This window comes from Mesorhizobium comanense (genome assembly GCF_005503535.1).
GTDB classification, from domain to species: domain Bacteria; phylum Pseudomonadota; class Alphaproteobacteria; order Rhizobiales; family Rhizobiaceae; genus Mesorhizobium; species Mesorhizobium comanense.
On sequence record NZ_SCNN01000014.1, the window covers coordinates 1 to 16,550 of the forward strand.

12 protein-coding genes and 1 pseudogene are annotated in these 16,550 nt (G+C 63.5%); 5 read left to right on the top strand and 8 right to left on the bottom strand.

From position 1 onward, the window contains the following. A pseudogene (locus FFS37_RS22345) lies at positions 1–294 on the bottom strand (cytochrome c oxidase assembly factor Coa1 family protein); the annotation flags it as partial. A gap of 314 nt (positions 295–608) precedes the next feature. On the opposite strand from FFS37_RS22345, the gene FFS37_RS22350 reads away from it, so the two are divergent. Then, positions 609–977, top strand: coding sequence for a hypothetical protein (locus FFS37_RS22350; protein WP_137933145.1), 369 nt, complete (start codon positions 609–611; stop codon positions 975–977). A gap of 86 nt (positions 978–1,063) precedes the next feature. Here FFS37_RS22350 and FFS37_RS22355 read toward each other — a convergent pair whose 3' ends face one another. The 5 genes from FFS37_RS22355 to FFS37_RS22380 all read right to left on the bottom strand — a co-directional run bounded on the left by FFS37_RS22355 (position 1,064) and on the right by FFS37_RS22380 (position 7,699). Then, positions 1,064–1,396, bottom strand: a complete 333-nt coding sequence (locus FFS37_RS22355) for a hypothetical protein (RefSeq protein WP_332311491.1) — start codon at positions 1,394–1,396, stop codon at positions 1,064–1,066. A 163-nt stretch (positions 1,397–1,559) separates the two neighbouring features. Continuing rightward, positions 1,560–2,939, bottom strand: coding sequence for an aspartate aminotransferase family protein (locus tag FFS37_RS22360; protein WP_137933146.1), 1,380 nt, complete (start codon positions 2,937–2,939; stop codon positions 1,560–1,562). 244 nt (positions 2,940–3,183) lie between these two features. Further along, positions 3,184–5,253, bottom strand: a complete 2,070-nt coding sequence (locus FFS37_RS22370) for a prolyl oligopeptidase family serine peptidase (protein ID WP_137933148.1) — start codon at positions 5,251–5,253, stop codon at positions 3,184–3,186. A gap of 104 nt (positions 5,254–5,357) precedes the next feature. Then, positions 5,358–6,485 carry an MFS transporter gene (locus FFS37_RS22375; protein WP_137933295.1) on the bottom strand — a complete coding sequence of 376 codons (1,128 nt, stop codon included), beginning with the start codon at positions 6,483–6,485 and terminating at the stop codon, positions 5,358–5,360. Positions 6,486–6,517: 32 nt separating this feature from the next. Next, positions 6,518–7,699 carry an MFS transporter gene (locus tag FFS37_RS22380; protein WP_137933149.1) on the bottom strand — a complete coding sequence of 394 codons (1,182 nt, stop codon included), beginning with the start codon at positions 7,697–7,699 and terminating at the stop codon, positions 6,518–6,520. Positions 7,700–7,942: 243 nt separating this feature from the next. On the opposite strand from FFS37_RS22380, the gene FFS37_RS22385 reads away from it, so the two are divergent. From FFS37_RS22385 to FFS37_RS22395, 3 genes are all read left to right on the top strand, one after another. Continuing rightward, the gene (locus FFS37_RS22385) at positions 7,943–9,520 is read left to right on the top strand and encodes a trimethylamine methyltransferase family protein (protein WP_137933150.1); all 1,578 of its coding nucleotides are present in this window, start codon (positions 7,943–7,945) and stop codon (positions 9,518–9,520) included. 73 nt (positions 9,521–9,593) lie between these two features. Continuing rightward, complete coding sequence (locus FFS37_RS22390) at positions 9,594–12,164, top strand: GcvT family protein (protein WP_137933151.1); 2,571 nt, start codon at positions 9,594–9,596, stop codon at positions 12,162–12,164. A 9-nt stretch (positions 12,165–12,173) separates the two neighbouring features. After that, positions 12,174–13,529, top strand: a complete 1,356-nt coding sequence (locus FFS37_RS22395) for a M24 family metallopeptidase (protein ID WP_137933152.1) — start codon at positions 12,174–12,176, stop codon at positions 13,527–13,529. Here FFS37_RS22395 and FFS37_RS22400 read toward each other — a convergent pair. Together FFS37_RS22400 and FFS37_RS22405 are read right to left on the bottom strand one after the other, a co-directional pair. Further along, positions 13,494–14,321 (bottom strand): phosphate/phosphite/phosphonate ABC transporter substrate-binding protein, encoded by an 828-nt coding sequence (locus tag FFS37_RS22400; protein ID WP_137933153.1) that lies wholly within the window; start codon positions 14,319–14,321, stop codon positions 13,494–13,496. The two genes, FFS37_RS22395 and FFS37_RS22400, sit on opposite strands and share 36 nt — an antisense overlap. Before the next feature lie 94 nt (positions 14,322–14,415). Continuing rightward, the gene (locus FFS37_RS22405; protein WP_171026368.1) at positions 14,416–15,435 is read right to left on the bottom strand and encodes a fatty acid desaturase; all 1,020 of its coding nucleotides are present in this window, start codon (positions 15,433–15,435) and stop codon (positions 14,416–14,418) included. 231 nt (positions 15,436–15,666) lie between these two features. Here FFS37_RS22405 and FFS37_RS22410 point away from each other — a divergent pair, with 231 nt between their 5' ends. Beyond that, on the top strand, positions 15,667–16,524 hold the full coding sequence (locus FFS37_RS22410) for a helix-turn-helix domain-containing protein (protein ID WP_137933154.1): 858 nt from the start codon (positions 15,667–15,669) through the stop codon (positions 16,522–16,524). Positions 16,525–16,550 lie beyond the last annotated feature (26 nt).

Genomic DNA, 16,550 nt, shown 5'->3' on the forward strand with positions numbered 1-16,550 from the left:
CGCGCAGCCACCGATGCTGACCACCCAGACGGCAAGGCCGGCGATCGCCCAGTTGCGTTGCGTCTTGCGGAATTGCTCGGCGTCGCGCCAGGCCCGGTTCTGCCAGGCCCAGCGGCTGCCGCGCGCGCCGAGCACGAAGATCATGACCAGATTGACGATCGGGACCAGCGCCAGCAGTGCGATGAAGGTGCTGTTGCCGATGCCCCAGATCCAATTGAGAAAGAAAGCGCCCCAATTCCAGCGATCGAGCTCGGGGGGAATTTCGGCGGGTTGGTTGAGCGGTTGTCCGGCCATTCTGTCCCCCATCGGCAAAGACTCCTTCGCGGGATTCTAGAGCAATTCCCGGAAAAGTGTGCAACGGTTTTCGTGGAAGAAGTGCGAAGCGCTTCCTCTTGGGAATTGCGTAACAACAAGGAATTAGAGCAGACGCCGCCAAACCGGAACGGGCTTAGGTCGACCGCCGGCGGCAATCAGCCTCTTGCCGGCAATTCACCTTCGCCGCAAGGCTGGCCACAAGCTCCTCGAGCCAATTCGGGCGCACTCCCACGATGGCACGGCTTGCCTATTGCTCGACCTTGCTGGATGTTGATTAAAAGCGGGGGCAGGACATGGCTATATTGAACAACATGCGGGCACTACTTGCGGCCCTGGTGTTGTTGGCATGCTCTTCGGCATTTGCGGGGGTCAACGATCCCACCTGGAACCCACCCCGTCGCTTCGATCATGCCTTTGCCGGCAAGCTGACCATCAAGCGGCTGCCTCAGCGGGAAGTCGAAAGAGCCTGTCGTGCGCTTTTCGCGAAGCACAAAATCAGGGCAGAGTCTCTCACCAACTGGCGCGGCTGTTCGCTTCCCGTGTCGAAACACTCATGCATAGTTATCGTCGTGAACAAGACATTCATGCGCGCAACGCCAGCGGCGGTTATTCGACACGAAGTCGGCCACTGCAACGGTTGGCCGGCAAACCATCCGAACTGATTCAGGACGGCCTTGTGGAATACTGGCCCTCGGACGCGCTTGCGTCTCTCCGGGCCACGCTACAGGTTCTCACAAGGCGGCCTGGCTTATGCCTTGGTGGACAAACGCCGGAAATTTGCTTTCACCACGCGGCTGGCCGGTTTCAACCCGGCGCTGATCGAATTCGCCGCCGCGATGCCGTTGAACAGCGACGGCGTGCGGCCGGAAAGCACCTCCGGCCAGAAGCGCGCGGCCGATTGCCAAAGAGCCATTTGCGCGGCAAATGCGCCCTCAGCCGCAGCTGTTGCCTTTTCGTGCACGGCGCGCGCGGTTTCAGGGCTATTGACCCTGCCGTTTTCCGCAACCATCAACGGCAGCCGCATCATCGCCACCATGGGCGCGAGCATCAAATCCGCGCCGATGCCGGCAGCTTCCCGCACGCGCCGCGTCCTGCGATTTCTTGGCATTGGCCACCCCTGTCGCGACCGTGATGGCCGCTGCCGTCCCAATACGCGCCAGCGGCCGGATTCGTTCCCTGACCGGGACGGGATGTTTACGGGCCGGGCCTCCTGCTCGAGGAAGCGCCCGGCCCGGTTTCGGGCTTTAACGCTTGCGCAGATCGGCTTGCGCCAGGTCCAACGCCTTGCCGATACGCTCGCAAGCCATGTCGATGGTGTCGCGTGTCCAGATCAGCGGCGGCGACAGGATCATCGTGTCACCCGTGGCGCGCAGCATCATGCCGTTGGCGATTGCGTGGTCGCGCACGGTGACCGCCGCACTTCCCGACGGCAGGAAGCGTTCCTTGGTCGCCTTGTCCTTGACGATCTCGATCGCGCCCATCAGGCCGATCGAACGCACCTCGCCGACCAGATCGTGCCCGGCGATGCGCTCCTGCAGCGCCTTGGCGAAATAGGGCCCGGTGTCGTTCTTGACGCGTTCGACCAGCCCTTCCCGTTCGATGATCTCGAGGTTCTTCAGCGCCACCGCGCAGGCCACCGGATGCCCTGAATAGGTGTAGCCGTGATTGAACTCGCCGCCCTTCTCGACCAGCGTCGAGGTGATGCGATCGCCGACCAGCAATGCGGACAGCGGCTGATAGCCCGACGTCAGCGCCTTGGCGGTGGTGATGGTGTCGGGTTCGATGCCGAGCGTCTGGGCCGCGAACCATTCGCCCGTGCGGCCATAGCCGGTGATGACTTCGTCGAGCATCAGAAGCACATCATATTTGCGGCAGATGCGCTGCACCTCGGGCCAGTAGCTCGCCGGCGGGATCTTGACGCCGCCCGCGCCCATCACCGGCTCGCCGATGAAGGCCGCCACCTTGTCGGCACCGGCCTCGAGGATCGCATCCTCGACGGCCTTGGCCGCGCGCAGGCCGAAATCATGGTCGCTTTCGCCCGGCAGCGCCAGTTCGTAGGCATAGGGCATCATCACATGGACGATGTTGGGCACCGCGCCGCCGAGCTGCTTGTGCATGGCGTCCATGCCCCCGAGCGACGTGCCAGCAACCGTCGAGCCGTGATAGGCCATCTTGCGCGAGATGATGCGGTTCTTCTCCGGCTTGCCTTCCAGCACCCAGTAGTGGCGTACAAGGCGCAGCGCCGTGTCGTTGGCTTCCGAGCCGGATGAACCATAGAACACCTGGTTGACATGCTTCGGCGCGATCTCGGCCAGCTTCTTCGACAACAGCACCGGCGTCGGCGTCGAGCATTTGAAGAAGGAGTTGTAATAAGGCAGTTCCTTCATCTGGGCATAGGCGGCTTCGGCCAGTTCGTCGCGGCCATAGCCGATGTTGACGCACCACAGCCCGGCCATGCCGTCGAGGATTTCGGCTCCCTCGGAATCGTAGATGAACGGCCCGTTGGCGTGGCTGATGATGCGCGAACCGGCCTCGCGCAATTCCTTGTGGTCGGTGAAGGGATGCAGGTGATGTGCGGCGTCGATCTGCTGAAGCTGCTTCAGCGAATAATTCTGATAGGTCATGTCTCTGATCTTTCCTCTGAAATCATTCCGGCGGTGCCGGGGCGAATTCGTCAGAGGCTGGCTGGCGGCGAATAGCCAATACGGGCACACAGCCGCAAAAGCTCGGCGCGCAGCGTGCGCGGTGACGGTGTCACCGCGACCCGGAATGCGCGAGCCAAAATACTGACGAGAGCCATGGCCCGCACCTTAGAGCAAAGGCTGGTCCAGGTGAACCACCCTTTGCTTGGCCCATCCCGAATTGTGTCTAGACCTTCGGGTTGAGCGCCCGCTGCAGGAACACATACTTCATCGCCGTCTGCGCGGCTTGTGGCCGGCGATCGCCACGTCCGCCATGTCCGCCTTCTGTTTCCTCGAAGAACAGCGTGCCGTCATGTCCAGCCTCCTGCAGGCGCGCCGCCATCTTGCGGGCATGGCCGGGATGGACACGGTCGTCGGCGGTCGAGGTTGTCAGCAGCACCGGCGGATAGACGACATCCGCCTTGACATGCTGGTAAGGCGAATAAGCGGAAAGCCACTTGGCGTCTTCCGGCTTGGACGGGTCGCCATATTCGGCCATCCACGAGGCCCCCGGCGGCAGCTCGGTGTAGCGCAGCATGTCGAGCAGCGGGACCTCGATGATGACAGCTCCGTAAAGCTCTGGATGCTGGGTCAGCGAAACGCCGGTCAGAAGGCCTCCGTTGGAACCGCCCTGTATGCCGAGCGACGCGGCAGTGGCGATGCCGCGCCGGACGACATCCTGCGCAACAGCGGCGAAATCGTCGAAGCCGTTCTGGCGTTTACCTTTCAGTGCAGCCTGATGCCAGGCCGGGCCGAACTCGCCGCCGCCGCGGATGCAGGCCTGCACATAGGCGTTGCCCTTTTCCAGCCAGAGCCTGCCGCGCACGCCGGCATAGCCGGGCTGCAACGGCACTTCGAAGCCGCCATAGCCATAGAGCAGCGTCGGCACCGGCCCTTTCTGGTCGCGCCGCCTGACGACGAAATACGGGATCATCGTGCCGTCCTTCGAGCGAGCCTCGAACTGCTCCGAGATCAGCGGCGAGGCATCGAAACGGGCCGGCTGCGACTTCACCGTCGCCAGCGTCTCGCCATCGTCGTCGGACCAGATGATCGAACTCGGCGTCAGAAAATCGGTGAAGGAGAAGGACACGCTCGAGCCGAAATGCTCGGCATGGCTGATGCCGACGGTGCCATTTTCGGGCAAGGCGACAGGCTTCAGCGACCAGTTGCCATTCTCGCGCTCGCACACGAGAACCTTGCCGCGCACATTATCGAGCAGGTTGATGAAAAGCCTGTCTTGCGTCCTGGCGATGCCGGCGATCGACGCACGATGCGCCGGCGCCAGCAAGGTCTCGACGGTTCCGAAAACACCGGTTTCGATCCAGTGCGCGAAATCGAGCGAATAGAGACCGTCCGGCTCACATTTGGTACCGTCCGGCGCGGCCCAGGGCGTGCGCACCCCGAACACCAGCTGATCCTTGAAAAGCGCGGTGTCGGTGACATCGTCCGGCAGCGGGATACGCCTGTTTTCACCCGAGGGCAGGCGCAGGAAACTGTGCGAGGCGAAGAAATTGAGGGTCCTGGCAAGAAACACGTGACGCTTGTCGCCGTCGAACTCGACGCCGGCGCCAACCGCAAGATCCTCGGTCAGCCCTTCGAAGATCGGCGTCGCGTCTTCCAGCCTCGTACCGCGCTTCCAGAGTTTGACGACGCGCGGATATCCGGACTCCGTCCTGTCGGTCTCCTCGAAAGCCGCGGAGACGATCACCGTGTCCTTGTCCAGCCATCCGAAGGTCGACTTCGATGCCGGCGCACGGAACCCGTCCTCGACAAAAGACCTGGTTTCGATGTCGAACTCCCGCATCTCGCTAGCGTCGCCGCCATCGGGCGACATGGAGAGCAGGCAGCGGCTGAACTCCGGATAGAGTCGGTTGGCGCCGCTGAAAACCCACTTTATGCCTTCCTTCGCCGCCAGCTGGTCGAAGTCGAGGATCGTTTCCCATTCGGGCTTGTCGGTCTTGTAGGAAGCGACCGACGTGCGCCGCCACAGGCCTAGCACATTGGCCTTGTCCTGCCAGAAATTATAGACGTGACCGGCTATCGCATTGCCGACGGCAACGTTGTCCTCCGCCGTCATCAGGTCGAGCGCCGTCTGGAACATGGGCTGGTACGACGGGTCGCCCTGCAACTCACCGACCGTGATCTCGTTCTGGCGGCGCACCCAGTCCAGCGACTGTTTGCTGGTCCTGTCTTCCAGCCACAGGAAGGGATCGCTTGCCTTGTCGGAAGGCTGGGCTTTGGTCGTCGAGGAAGTCATGCAAGTCTCCGGAAGGATTTTCAGGCAGCCTTGCCTACATCGCGTCGTCGGCGCCGACATTCAAGATGCGACATGGTGTTTTGCGGCCCGCCGTTCATGCCGCCTCAAAGCACCCGCCGGCGTAAAACCGTGGCCAGGGCCAGCACGGCGCAGATGGCTCCGAGCGTGAGCGGCAAGCCGCCCGCGCCGATCACGTCCATCACGCTGCCGGCAAGCGGCGGGACCAGAATGCCTCCGACGCCCCACATCAGGGAGAATGCCGCATTGCCGGCCACCAGCGCCGAGCCGCTGAAGCGCTCGCCGAGCTCGATGATCGACATTGTGTAGATGCCATAGGACACCGCTCCCCAGACGAAGACGCAGGGCCAGATCAGCGGCGTTTCGATCAGCACCGGCAAGGTCACGCAGCCGAACAAGGTGAGCAGGAGGCAGATGAAGCGTACCAGGCGCGCGGTCAGCCGCTCGGCCAACAGCCCCAGCGGCACCTGCATGGCGATGTTGCCGGCGATCATCACAGACAGCAGCGCCGACATGCGCACCTCGGCGATGCCATGATGCGTGCCGTAGACGGGCAACAGCGCCAGCACCGCCTGTTCGAATCCGGCCGCCACGATCACCGCCGACAGAAGCAGCCAGGCGAGTGGCATGAACCCCATCACCGAAACCTGATGCCCTGCTTCATCCACCTTGGGCAGGCGCGGCAGCACCGACGCCAGGCAGATGCCGCACAGGACAAAGGCGCAGATGCCGACGAGGAAGGGCGGCCATCCCTGCGTGCCGACGGCAAGCAGGCATAGCGGGCCGGCGGCGAAACCGGCGGAGATGATCGTCGAATAGACGCCCATGATGCGGCCGCGCTTTGCCGGCGGCGCCAGCGCGATGACCCAGATCTCGCTTAAGACATAGAGCGGATTGGTCACCACCCCGATGAGGAAGCGTAGCGGAAACCAGAGATAGACGTTCTGCGTCCAGCCGATGAGCGCCAGCACAACAGCCGAAAGCGCCGCGCATGTGAGCGCCGTGCGCCCTGCCCCGAAGCGCCTCGCCAGGCCCGGGATCAGAGGAGATGACAGGATGAAGCCGATCGGCGTCATGGCGGCCGACAGGCCGATCATCGCCGGAGAGACGCCCTGTCTTTGCAGGATGAAGCTGAGCAGCGGATAGGATAACCCCTGTGCGATGGCGAACACCGAGACCGTCGCAATGACGCCGGTGATCCGGGCCCATTGCATGCCGGTTTCGCTGGTATCCGGGCCGGACGCGCTCACGCCTTGCCGCTCCGGCGTACCGACGAGCGATAGAGCGCAAAGATGACCAGCAGGGCGTCGAGGGCAGCGATCACCACGGGTAGTCCCAGCGGGCCGATGCCTTGCATCAGCAGACCGGCGCCCGGCGGGCCGACAATGCCGCCGACGCCCCACAGCAAGGCAAAAGCTGCATTGCCGGTGACCAGCAGCGTGCCCTTGAAGCGGCCGCCGAGCTCCACCAGCGCCATGGTGTAGACGCCGTAGCCGACCGCGCCCATCACCAGCAACACCCCCCAGATCAGCGGCGTGGTGATCAGCAGCGGCAGCAGGGCCGCGCAGATAGCCGTCGCCACCGCGCAGGCCAGGATCATCGGGCGACCGCCGAACCGCTCGGCCAGCAGGCCGAGCGGAATCTGCAACAGGATGTTGCCCAGGGAAAGCGCCATCACCAGCGCGGCGAGCCTGGCCTCCGGCAGGCCATAGCCGGTGCCGAAGACCGGAACCAGCGCATAGGTGCTCTGCTGGACGGCCGCCGACACCAGAACGGCCAGAAGCAGCGCCGGCGCCAGCCGGGCAAAGCCGATAAAGCTGCCGGCGGGCTGCCCGTCATCCTCGAAGCCCGTAAGCTTCGAAGAGACAAGGCGCAGAATGATCGCGCAAAGCAAGAAACCGCCAATGCCGACGCTGAATGGCGCCCAGCCTTCAATGCCGACGAAGGTCAGCGTAAACGGACCGGCGGCATAGCCGGCGCCCATCAGCGTGTTGAACACGCCCATGACCCGCCCGCGCCGCGACGGCGGCGCCAGCGACAGCGCCCAGACCTCGCCGAGGATGTAGAGCGGGTTGATGACGACGCCGATTACGAAGCGGATGACATACCAGGCCACCCAGTTCTGCAGGTATCCGATGCCAAGGAAGCACAGTGCTCCGATCAGCGAGCAGCCGACGGCGAGATTGCGCGCACCCACCAGCCGTACCGCCGCCGGCACGAACGAGGCCGACAGGATCAGCCCGAGCGGCATCATGGCCGCCGACAAGCCGATCAGGCCGGGCGACAGGCCCTGCTTCTGCATCAGCAGCGTGAACAGTGGCGAGCTCAGGCCCTGCGCGGCGCCGAACATGGCCAATGCGGCGGTGACGCCGGCAAGCGCTGCCCACTGCGTTCCCGCTTCGCCGTCGCTCGAGCCGGTTGCCACCATGCCGTCATTCCATGTGAGGTACCGGCTGACCGGCAAGCTGCACTAGCTACGGGCTTGGACAGGCGAAAGAAAGGGCCGGCAAGTGAAATCCGCTTGCTCCAAGAGGGCGTGGCAGGCGACGGCACCTCGTGCTTGCCGTTTGGGCATGTCGCTTCCCTCGCCCTAGTGGTCGCCGCCTCCGCAATGGCCGGACGGCAGCCGGTCCATTATGCCGCCCGCTATTCGTACCCTGCGAGGACCACCATGACCGCCGCCACACAACCCTTGGAACCGGCCCAGGCGCCAGACCGTGCCCGCCGCGGCGGGCGCGCGGGAAAGCGCGCCGGCGGCTCGGCCGCGTTCGAGCAGCCCGCTTTCCGGCAGTTGAAGAACCCTCTGACCCCGACCAAGCTGGTTTCGGAGGACGAGCTGGAATCGATCCACCTCGCCTCCCTGCGCGTACTCAGGGAAATCGGCGTCGATGTCCTGCATGACGAGGCCCGGCGCATCATGAAGGCGCATGGCGCCGACGTGCGCGAAGGCTCGGAGCGCGTGCGCTTCGACAGCGACATGATCCTCGAGCTGGTTTCGCACTGTCCCTCGGAGTTCACACTCCATGCGCGCAACCCCGCGCACAATCTGCGCTTCGGCGGCAACAACGTCATCCTGTCGATGATGGCGTCGGCGCCCAATTGCTCCGACATCGATCGCGGCCGCCGGCCCGGCAACCAGGCCGACTACCGCAATTTCCTGCGCCTGGCGCAGATGCACAACATCTTGAACTGCACCGGCGGCTATCCCGTCGAGCCGATCGATATCCACCCCTCGGTCCGCCACCTCGAATGCATTCGTGACCTCGCCACGCTGACCGACAAGGTGTTCCACATCTATTCGCTCGGCAAGGAGCGCAATGTCGACGGCATCGAGATCACCCGTATCGCACGCGGCATCAGCCGCGAGCAGTTGATGGCGGAGCCGTCGGTCTTCACCATCATCAACACCAATTCCCCGCTGAAGCTCGACGTGCCGATGATGGAAGGCATCATCCAGATGTCGAGCATGGGCCAGGTCGTCATCGTCACGCCGTTCACGCTCTCCGGCGCCATGGCGCCCGTCACCATCGCCGGCGCACTGGTGCAGCAGAATGCCGAGGCGCTGTCGGGCATCGCCTTCGCACAGATGGTCAGGAAGGGCGCGCCGGTCGGCTATGGCGGCTTCACCTCCAATGTCGACATGAAGTCGGGCGCCCCGGCTTTCGGCACGCCCGAATACATGAAGGCGCAACTCGTCGGCGGCCAGCTCGCCCGCCGCTACCAAATTCCCTACCGCACCTCGAACACCTGCGCCGCCAACACGGTCGACGCGCAGGCGGCCTATGAGAGCGTGTTCTCGCTGTGGGGCGCCATCCAGGGCGGCGGTAACCTGATGATGCACGGCGCCGGCTGGCTCGAAGGCGGCCTGCGCTGCTCGTACGAGAAGACCATTCTCGACATCGACCTTCTGCAGATGGTGGCCGAATTCCTGACCCCGCTCGACCTGTCGGAAGAGGCGCTGGGCTTCGACGCCATCCAGTCGGTCGGTCCCGGTGGCCACTTCTTCGGCACCCAGCACACGCAGGACCGCTACAAGACCGCCTTCTACTCGCCTGTTCTCTCGGACTGGCGCAATTTCGAGACCTGGGCGGAAGCCGGATCGCCGACAGCGATGGAAAAGGCCAACAAGGTCTGGAAAGAGCGGCTGGCATCCTATGAGGAACCCTACATGGACCCGGCGATCCGCGAAGAGCTCAATGATTTCGTCCAGAAGCGAACCGCCGAAGGCGGCGCACCGACCGACTTTTGATCAGCCTGGTGCGCGATATCGCGCGGTCGGCAGACACATCTGATTCAATTTACACAAAAACGGACCTATCTTCATGAAATCCCATGTAAAAGCGGTGGTTATCGGCGGCGGCGTCGTCGGCTGCTCGGTGCTCTATCACCTGGCCAAGGCCGGCTGGACCGACATCATGCTGATCGAGCGCTCGGAGCTCACCTCCGGCTCGTCCTGGCACGCGGCCGGCGGCTTCCACACGCTGAACGGCGACCCGAACGTCGCCAAGCTTCAAGCCTACACTGTGCAGCTCTACAAGGAGATTGAGGAAATCTCGGGCCAGTCCTGCTCGCTCCATTTGACCGGCGGCGTGATGATGGCCGACACGCCCGAGCGCATGGACTTCCTGCGGCTGGCGCACGCCAAGGGCCGCTACCTCGGCATGGACACCGAACTGATCACGCCGTCCGAAGCCAAGGCGATGTTCCCGCTGATGGACGAGACCAATTTCGTCGGCGCCATGTGGGATCCGGTCGAAGGCCATCTTGATCCCTCCGGCACCACCATCGCCTATTCCAAGGCGGCCAAGAAGCTGGGCGCCGAGATCGTGCTGCGCAACCGCGTCGTCGACCTGACGCAGCAGCCGGACGGCACCTGGAACGTCGTCACGGAACAGGGCACGGTTCATGCCGAGCATGTCGTCAATTGCGGCGGCCTGTGGGCACGCGAGATCGGCCGCATGGTCGGCGTCGAGCTACCGGTGCTGGCCATGGAGCACATGTACCTCTTGACCGAGCCGATGCCCGAGGTCGAGGAATTCAACAAGTCGACCGGCCGCGAGATGATCGGCGTGCTCGACTTCAAGGGCGAGATCTACACGCGCCAGGAGCGCAACGGCATCCTGCTCGGCACCTATGAGAAGGCCTGCAAGCCGTGGTCGCCGGTCAACACGCCTTGGGATTTCGGCCATGAACTGCTGCCGCCGGACCTCGACCGCATCGCACCGTCGCTGGAGATCGGCTTCAAGCATTTCCCCGGCATCGAGAAGGCTGGCATCAAGCAGATCATCAACGGCCCCTTCACCTTCGCGCTCGACGGCAACCCGCTGGTCGGCCCGGTGCAGGGGCTGACCAACTTCTGGTGTGCCTGCGCGGTCATGGCCGGCTTCAGCCAAGGCGGCGGCGTCGGCCTCGCTCTGTCCAACTGGATGGTCCATGGCGACCCCGGCTTCGACGTCTGGGGCATGGATGTCGCTCGTTTCGGCGAGTGGGCCGGCCTGCGCTACACCAACGCCAAGGTGCGCGAAAACTATTCGCGCCGCTTCTCGATCCGCTTCCCCAATGAGGAATTGCCGGCGGCACGCCCCGCGCAGACGACGCCGCTCTACGACACGATGCTCGCCAACAACGCCGTCATGGGCGACAGCTGGGGTCTCGAAACCCCACTGTGGTTCGCGCCGAAGGGCAAGGAGCCCAAGGACGTCGTCTCCTTCCATCGCTCCAACGATTTCGGACCGATCGGCGAGGAAGTCCGCGCCACGCGCGATGGCGTCGGCGTCACCGAAATCGCCAACTTCGCCAAATACGAAGTGTCGGGACCGGGCGCCGAAGAGTTCCTCAACCGGCTGATGACCAACCGCATGCCGAAGACCGGCCGCATCGTGCTGACCCCGATGATCAACGAGTTCGGCAAGCTGATCGGCGACTTCACCATCGCCAAGGCCGGTGAGGACCGCTTCATGATCTGGGGTTCGTCCGCCGCCCAGAAATACCATATGCGCTGGTTCGAGAAGCACCTGCCCAAGGATGGTTCGGTGCGTATCCACCGCTTCGACCAGACGCTGGTCGGCCTTTCCATAGCGGGTCCGAAATCGCGTGACCTGCTGCAGAAGCTGGTCGATGTCGACGTCTCGACCAAGGCTTTCCGCTTCATGGACTTCCGTGAGATGGCGGTGGGCGGCGCGCCCTGCCTGGTCAACCGCATCACCTATACGGGCGATCTCGGCTATGAGATCTGGATGGCGCCCGCCTATCAGCGCCTTGTTTACAAGGCGATCAAGGACGCCGGCGAGGAATTCGGCATCGTCGATTTCGGCATGCGCGCGCTGCTGTCGATGCGCCTGGAAAAGAACTTTCCGACCTGGTTCCGCGAGCTCAGGCCGATCTACGGCCCCTTCGAAGGTTCGATGGACCGCTTCATCAAGCTGGAGAAGAACGACTTCATCGGCCGTGAAGCGGCCGCCAAGGAACAGGCCGAAGGGCCGAAGCTGCGCCGCGTCTCCTTCATCGTCGATGCTGCCGATGCCGACGTGATGGGCGATGAGCCGATCTGGGCCAAGGTCAGCAAGGACTATGGTACGGTGGAAAAGCCGCATGGCTACGGCGCACCGCGCTTCGACGACAAGGGCAAGGAAGTGCGTGGCTCCAAGGCCGCCGAAGGCGCCTCCGCGGTGCGCGGCATCGTCGATGGCGAATGGCGCGTGGTCGGCTGGGTGACTTCGGGCGGCTATGCGCATTATGTGCAGAAGTCGATGGCGCAGGGCTACGTTCCCGCGGCACTGGCCGAGGACGAAAGTGCTGGCCTGTTCGAGATCGAGATTCTCGGCCACCGGCGTCCGGCCCGCATCAATGTCGAGGCGCCGTTCGACCCAAGCGGCGAGAAGATGCGGACCTGAGACCCGGCCATGGACAGCGTAGCGCCAAAGGGAAGCTTCGGACGGCATCGCAAGATCATGCCGTTCGAGCCGGGCTCGATCGAGGCCCTGCGGGAAGCTTCTCGCGAAAAGGCGGCATCGCTGAACCAGCATGTGCTGGGTTACGGCGCCCAGGCTGAATCGGAATGGGCGGCGGCAGGCATTGCCGCGCCCGATCTGCCGGCGATGCGCAAGTACCGGCTGGACCGCATCCGCGCCGAGCTGAAGCGTCGCGGCTACGCCGGCGCCCTGCTCTACGACCCGGTCAACATCCGCTACGCTACCGACTCGACCAACATGCAGCTGTGGGTGGCGCACAATCCGACCCGGCACTGTTTCGTCGCCACCGAAGGTCCGGTGGTCCTGTTCGACTATTTCTCCTGCGAGCACCTGTCCGACCATTCCGGTGTCGTCGACGAGGTGCGGCCGGCGGTGTCGTGGATGTATCTCTATGGCGGTGAATTGACGGATCAGAAAGTCCGGCGCTGGGCCGCGGGCATCGCCGATCTCGTCAGGGAGCATGGCGGCGGCAACAATCGTATCGCCGTCGATCACCTCAACCCTGAGGGGGTCGAGGAACTTGCCCGTCTGGGCATTTGCATCGGCAATGGCGAAGCGGTGATGGAAAATGCCCGGCTGATCAAATCGCCGGACGAAATCCTGGCCATGCGGCGCTCGATCGTCGCCTGCGAGGCGGCGATGGCCGAGATGGAACAGGCGCTGAAGCCCGGTATCTCCGAGAACGAATTGTGGGCGCAACTTCATCGCGGCAACATCGCGCGCGGCGGCGAGTGGATCGAGACGCGGCTTTTGGCGTCGGGTCCGCGCACCAATCCCTGGTTCCAGGAGTGCTCGTCACGCATCATCGAGGCGGGCGATCTCGTCGCCTTCGACACCGACCTGATCGGCCCTTACGGCTTCTGCGCCGACCTCTCTCGGACCTGGCTGTGCGGCGATACAAAGCCGACTAATGAACAGCGCGATCTGTTCCGCATCGCCGCCGACCAGATCGAACACAACACAGCGCTGATGCGACCAGGCATCTCGTTTCGCGATCTTGTCGAGCGCTCGGTCGTCCCACCGGGAGACTGCTTTCCGACGCGCTACGGCGTGCTTTATCACGGCGTCGGGCTGGCCGATGAGTATCCAACCCTGCCGCATGCCGGCGACTGGACGACAGACACGCCGGATGGCGTGATCGAACCTGGCATGGTGCTGTGCGTGGAAAGCTATATCGGCCGGCTGGGCGGCCGTGAAGGCGTCAAGATCGAAGAGCAGATCCTGATCACTTCAGACGGCAACGAGCAGCTTTCAACCTACCCGCTGGACCCGCGGCTGCTCGGCTGAGCCGCCAAGGGCTTCGCGCATTGCCCGGACCGTCTTCTCTGGCGTCGTCCGGGCGGTGATGTACGGAAGCCCCTTGCGCCGCATAGTCCAGCCGACGATCACGACCTTGCCCGCCGCCGGCTCGAAACGCTGCGCCAGCGCCCAGCTCTCGCAATCGATCGCGGCTATGTCGGCCCTGCCCTCGGCAACGGCGACGATGGAGGCGCGATGGCCGCCGCTGGCGCTGCGCGACGAGAAGATGTCCAGCGTTTCACCGGCTGCTTCCAGGTCGCGCGTCAGCCCGATGATGCCCGACATCGAATCGGTGCTGTTGAAGGTGAAGCGCTTGCCGCGCATGAGACCGAGCGGCAGCGAGGCTTTGCCGTCCGAAGGCGATCTGACCTCCGGCCCCTCGCCCGTCCGCATCACCAGCGCGCTCGAATAGAGTTCGCCCTGCCCGCCTTCGCAAGCATCGTAGCTTGGCTGGCCGACCACCTGCACATGCTTGGACAGGCCGAGTTCCATCGGGCCCCAGCAGGTCTGCGCGAACAGCAACGCCGGATGCAGCCAAAGCTGGTGGTAGTCGAGTTCGTCAGACGGCAACGTTGCCGGATCCGGCGCGATCAGAGCTCCCCGGGCATCATGGATGCCGCCCGGCACGGCGGGCAGATAACCGTTGCGGCGCACGATCGTTTGCGGCGCCTCGATGCCCATTTGCCGGAAGGCATCCCGCAACTGCGCCCATTGCGCGTCGACCTCGCCGCGCACTTCGGGCCAATCATACATCGGCAACGCCGCAATCAATTCGCTCATGCCGATATCAAACCATCATGTCTGGAGAAAGGATCGCAAAAACGCGTCGCCCAATCAGACTTGGCCGACACGGACATCGCGTTGCCAGCGGATGTTATTCCTTGGGCGGCTCGGCCGGAACCGGCGCCGTGCCAAGCCCATTGATGCTGCGCGCCCGCACGCGCGGCTTGAAGGCCCTGCCCGGCTCGGGCGCCCGACGCAGCACCGGATGCACGATCGGTTCCTTGGCCTTGAAGGCATAGGCTTTGACCAGCGCAAAATAGTTCGGATAGGCATAGCCATTGTTCATCCGCAGCCACTCCTCGCGACGATCGCGAAAAAGCTTCGGCAACCGGTACCAGGCGATGGTCGGGCTTTTGTGGTGGACGAAATGCAGGTTGTTGTTGAGGAACAGGAACGACAGCGGCGAACGCTCGATGATCACCGTGCGGCCTTCCGGATGTTCGGACCACTGATGTTCGGCATAAGTGCGGATCGAGATCAGGGACTGGCCAAGCCAGACCGGCACCAGGACATAAAGCCAAAGCGGAATGCCGAACCCGAACTGCACGACAGGCAGCACGACGGCAAGACCGATGGCATGCAGCAGCCAGGCCTTTCGGATCGCCCTGTCACCGGCGATCACATGCTTGGCGTCATCGATGAAGAAGCCGATGCAGGACAGCCACGGGCCGAGCACCAAGCGGCCAACCATCGTGTTGTTGACCTTGAGCAGGAACTTCATCCACGACGGCATTTCCTCGTGCACCCAGAGCGCCTGGTAATAGCTCTCAGGATCGTCCAGCGGATCGGTCAGCCGCTCGTCGGCATGGTGGCGCAGATGGATGGTCTTGAAACGGCGGAACGGCCAGGCAAGGCCGATCAGCAGGAAAACGAAAGCCTCGTTGACCAATGCGTTGCGCGTCGGATGACCATGCAGAACCTCATGCATGATCGAGGACTGAAGCGCCAGCGTCAGCGCCATGACGATGAGGGCAAGGACGGGATAGGATGGCCAGAGGAAGAAGCCGGCGGCAAGCCAGGTGCCGTAGCAGAAGAAGGCGAGAACCACGGTCGGCCATTCCACGACCGCTTTGCTGCTTCGACGGATGCTCTTGCCAGGTATGCTTGCCATGCTATCGACCACTGTCCCTCAGTCGCCGGAACCCCAACTGGTTCCTGACAGCATAGTGTCAGGAGAAACGATTCCACTCAACGCGACAAAGTATACAAAATGTTGCGATTGCGCATTTTTGACAGCACATGTTACACATTGTAAACAAGCTTAGGGATTCATTTACGCCTGGAAGGTCGTGATAACCGGCCCCCGCGCAAATTTATCCTCCCCCTTGCGTGAGGACGGACGATGGACAAACGCGATCTGTCAGCAATCTTTCGGGAGCGCCTGAGGCTGCTCCTGACACGGTCGGACCTAAACCAGTCCGCTTTCGCGACAGCGGTCGGCATCGATCGCTCGGCGCTGTCACAGCTCATGTCTGGCGCTTCGACACGGCTTCCCAGGGCGGAGACGCTTCTCAACATCGCCGCCGAATTCAAGGTGTCGCTCGATTGGTTGCTGGGCCTTAGCCAGGACGAAGGCGTCACCGGCGAGATCCGTGAAAGTCTCGAGATCGAGGAAGCGCCCGACGGCTTCGACCGGACGTTGCTCGCCAAATGGTTCGCCGAGGCCGCGGGCACCAAGATCCGTTATGTGCCGGCCGGCATTCCCGATCTGCTGCGGACCCGCGCGCTGGTCGACTACGAGGCCAACATCACCAATCGGAGCCGCCTCGCCCAGGCGAGCGAAACGCAATACCGCATCGAATACAACCGGCGTCCGGAAACCGACATGGAAGTCTGCATGCCGCGCCATACACTTGAAATCTTCGCCCGCGGCCTAGGCGTCTGGGACCGTTTTCCGGAGGCCGACCGTCGCCAGCAGCTCGCCCATATGGCGACACTGCTCGACGATCTCTACCCGACCTTCCGCCTGTTTCTCTATGACGGCCGCATGCGCTACTCGATCCCGCTCACCATCTTCGGCCCCTATCGCGCCGCCATCTATGTCGGCGACATGTATGTGGTGCTGAACGCCACGCAACCGATCCAGGCCCTGACCCAGCATTTCGACAATCTGATCCGGGCCGCCGACATCAACCCTCATGAGGCGGCAGGCTACGCACGCAATCTGGCTGGCATGTCGTTCCCATCAGGCTCTGTCTGATCGGCGGCGATCGTGATCATTCGAGA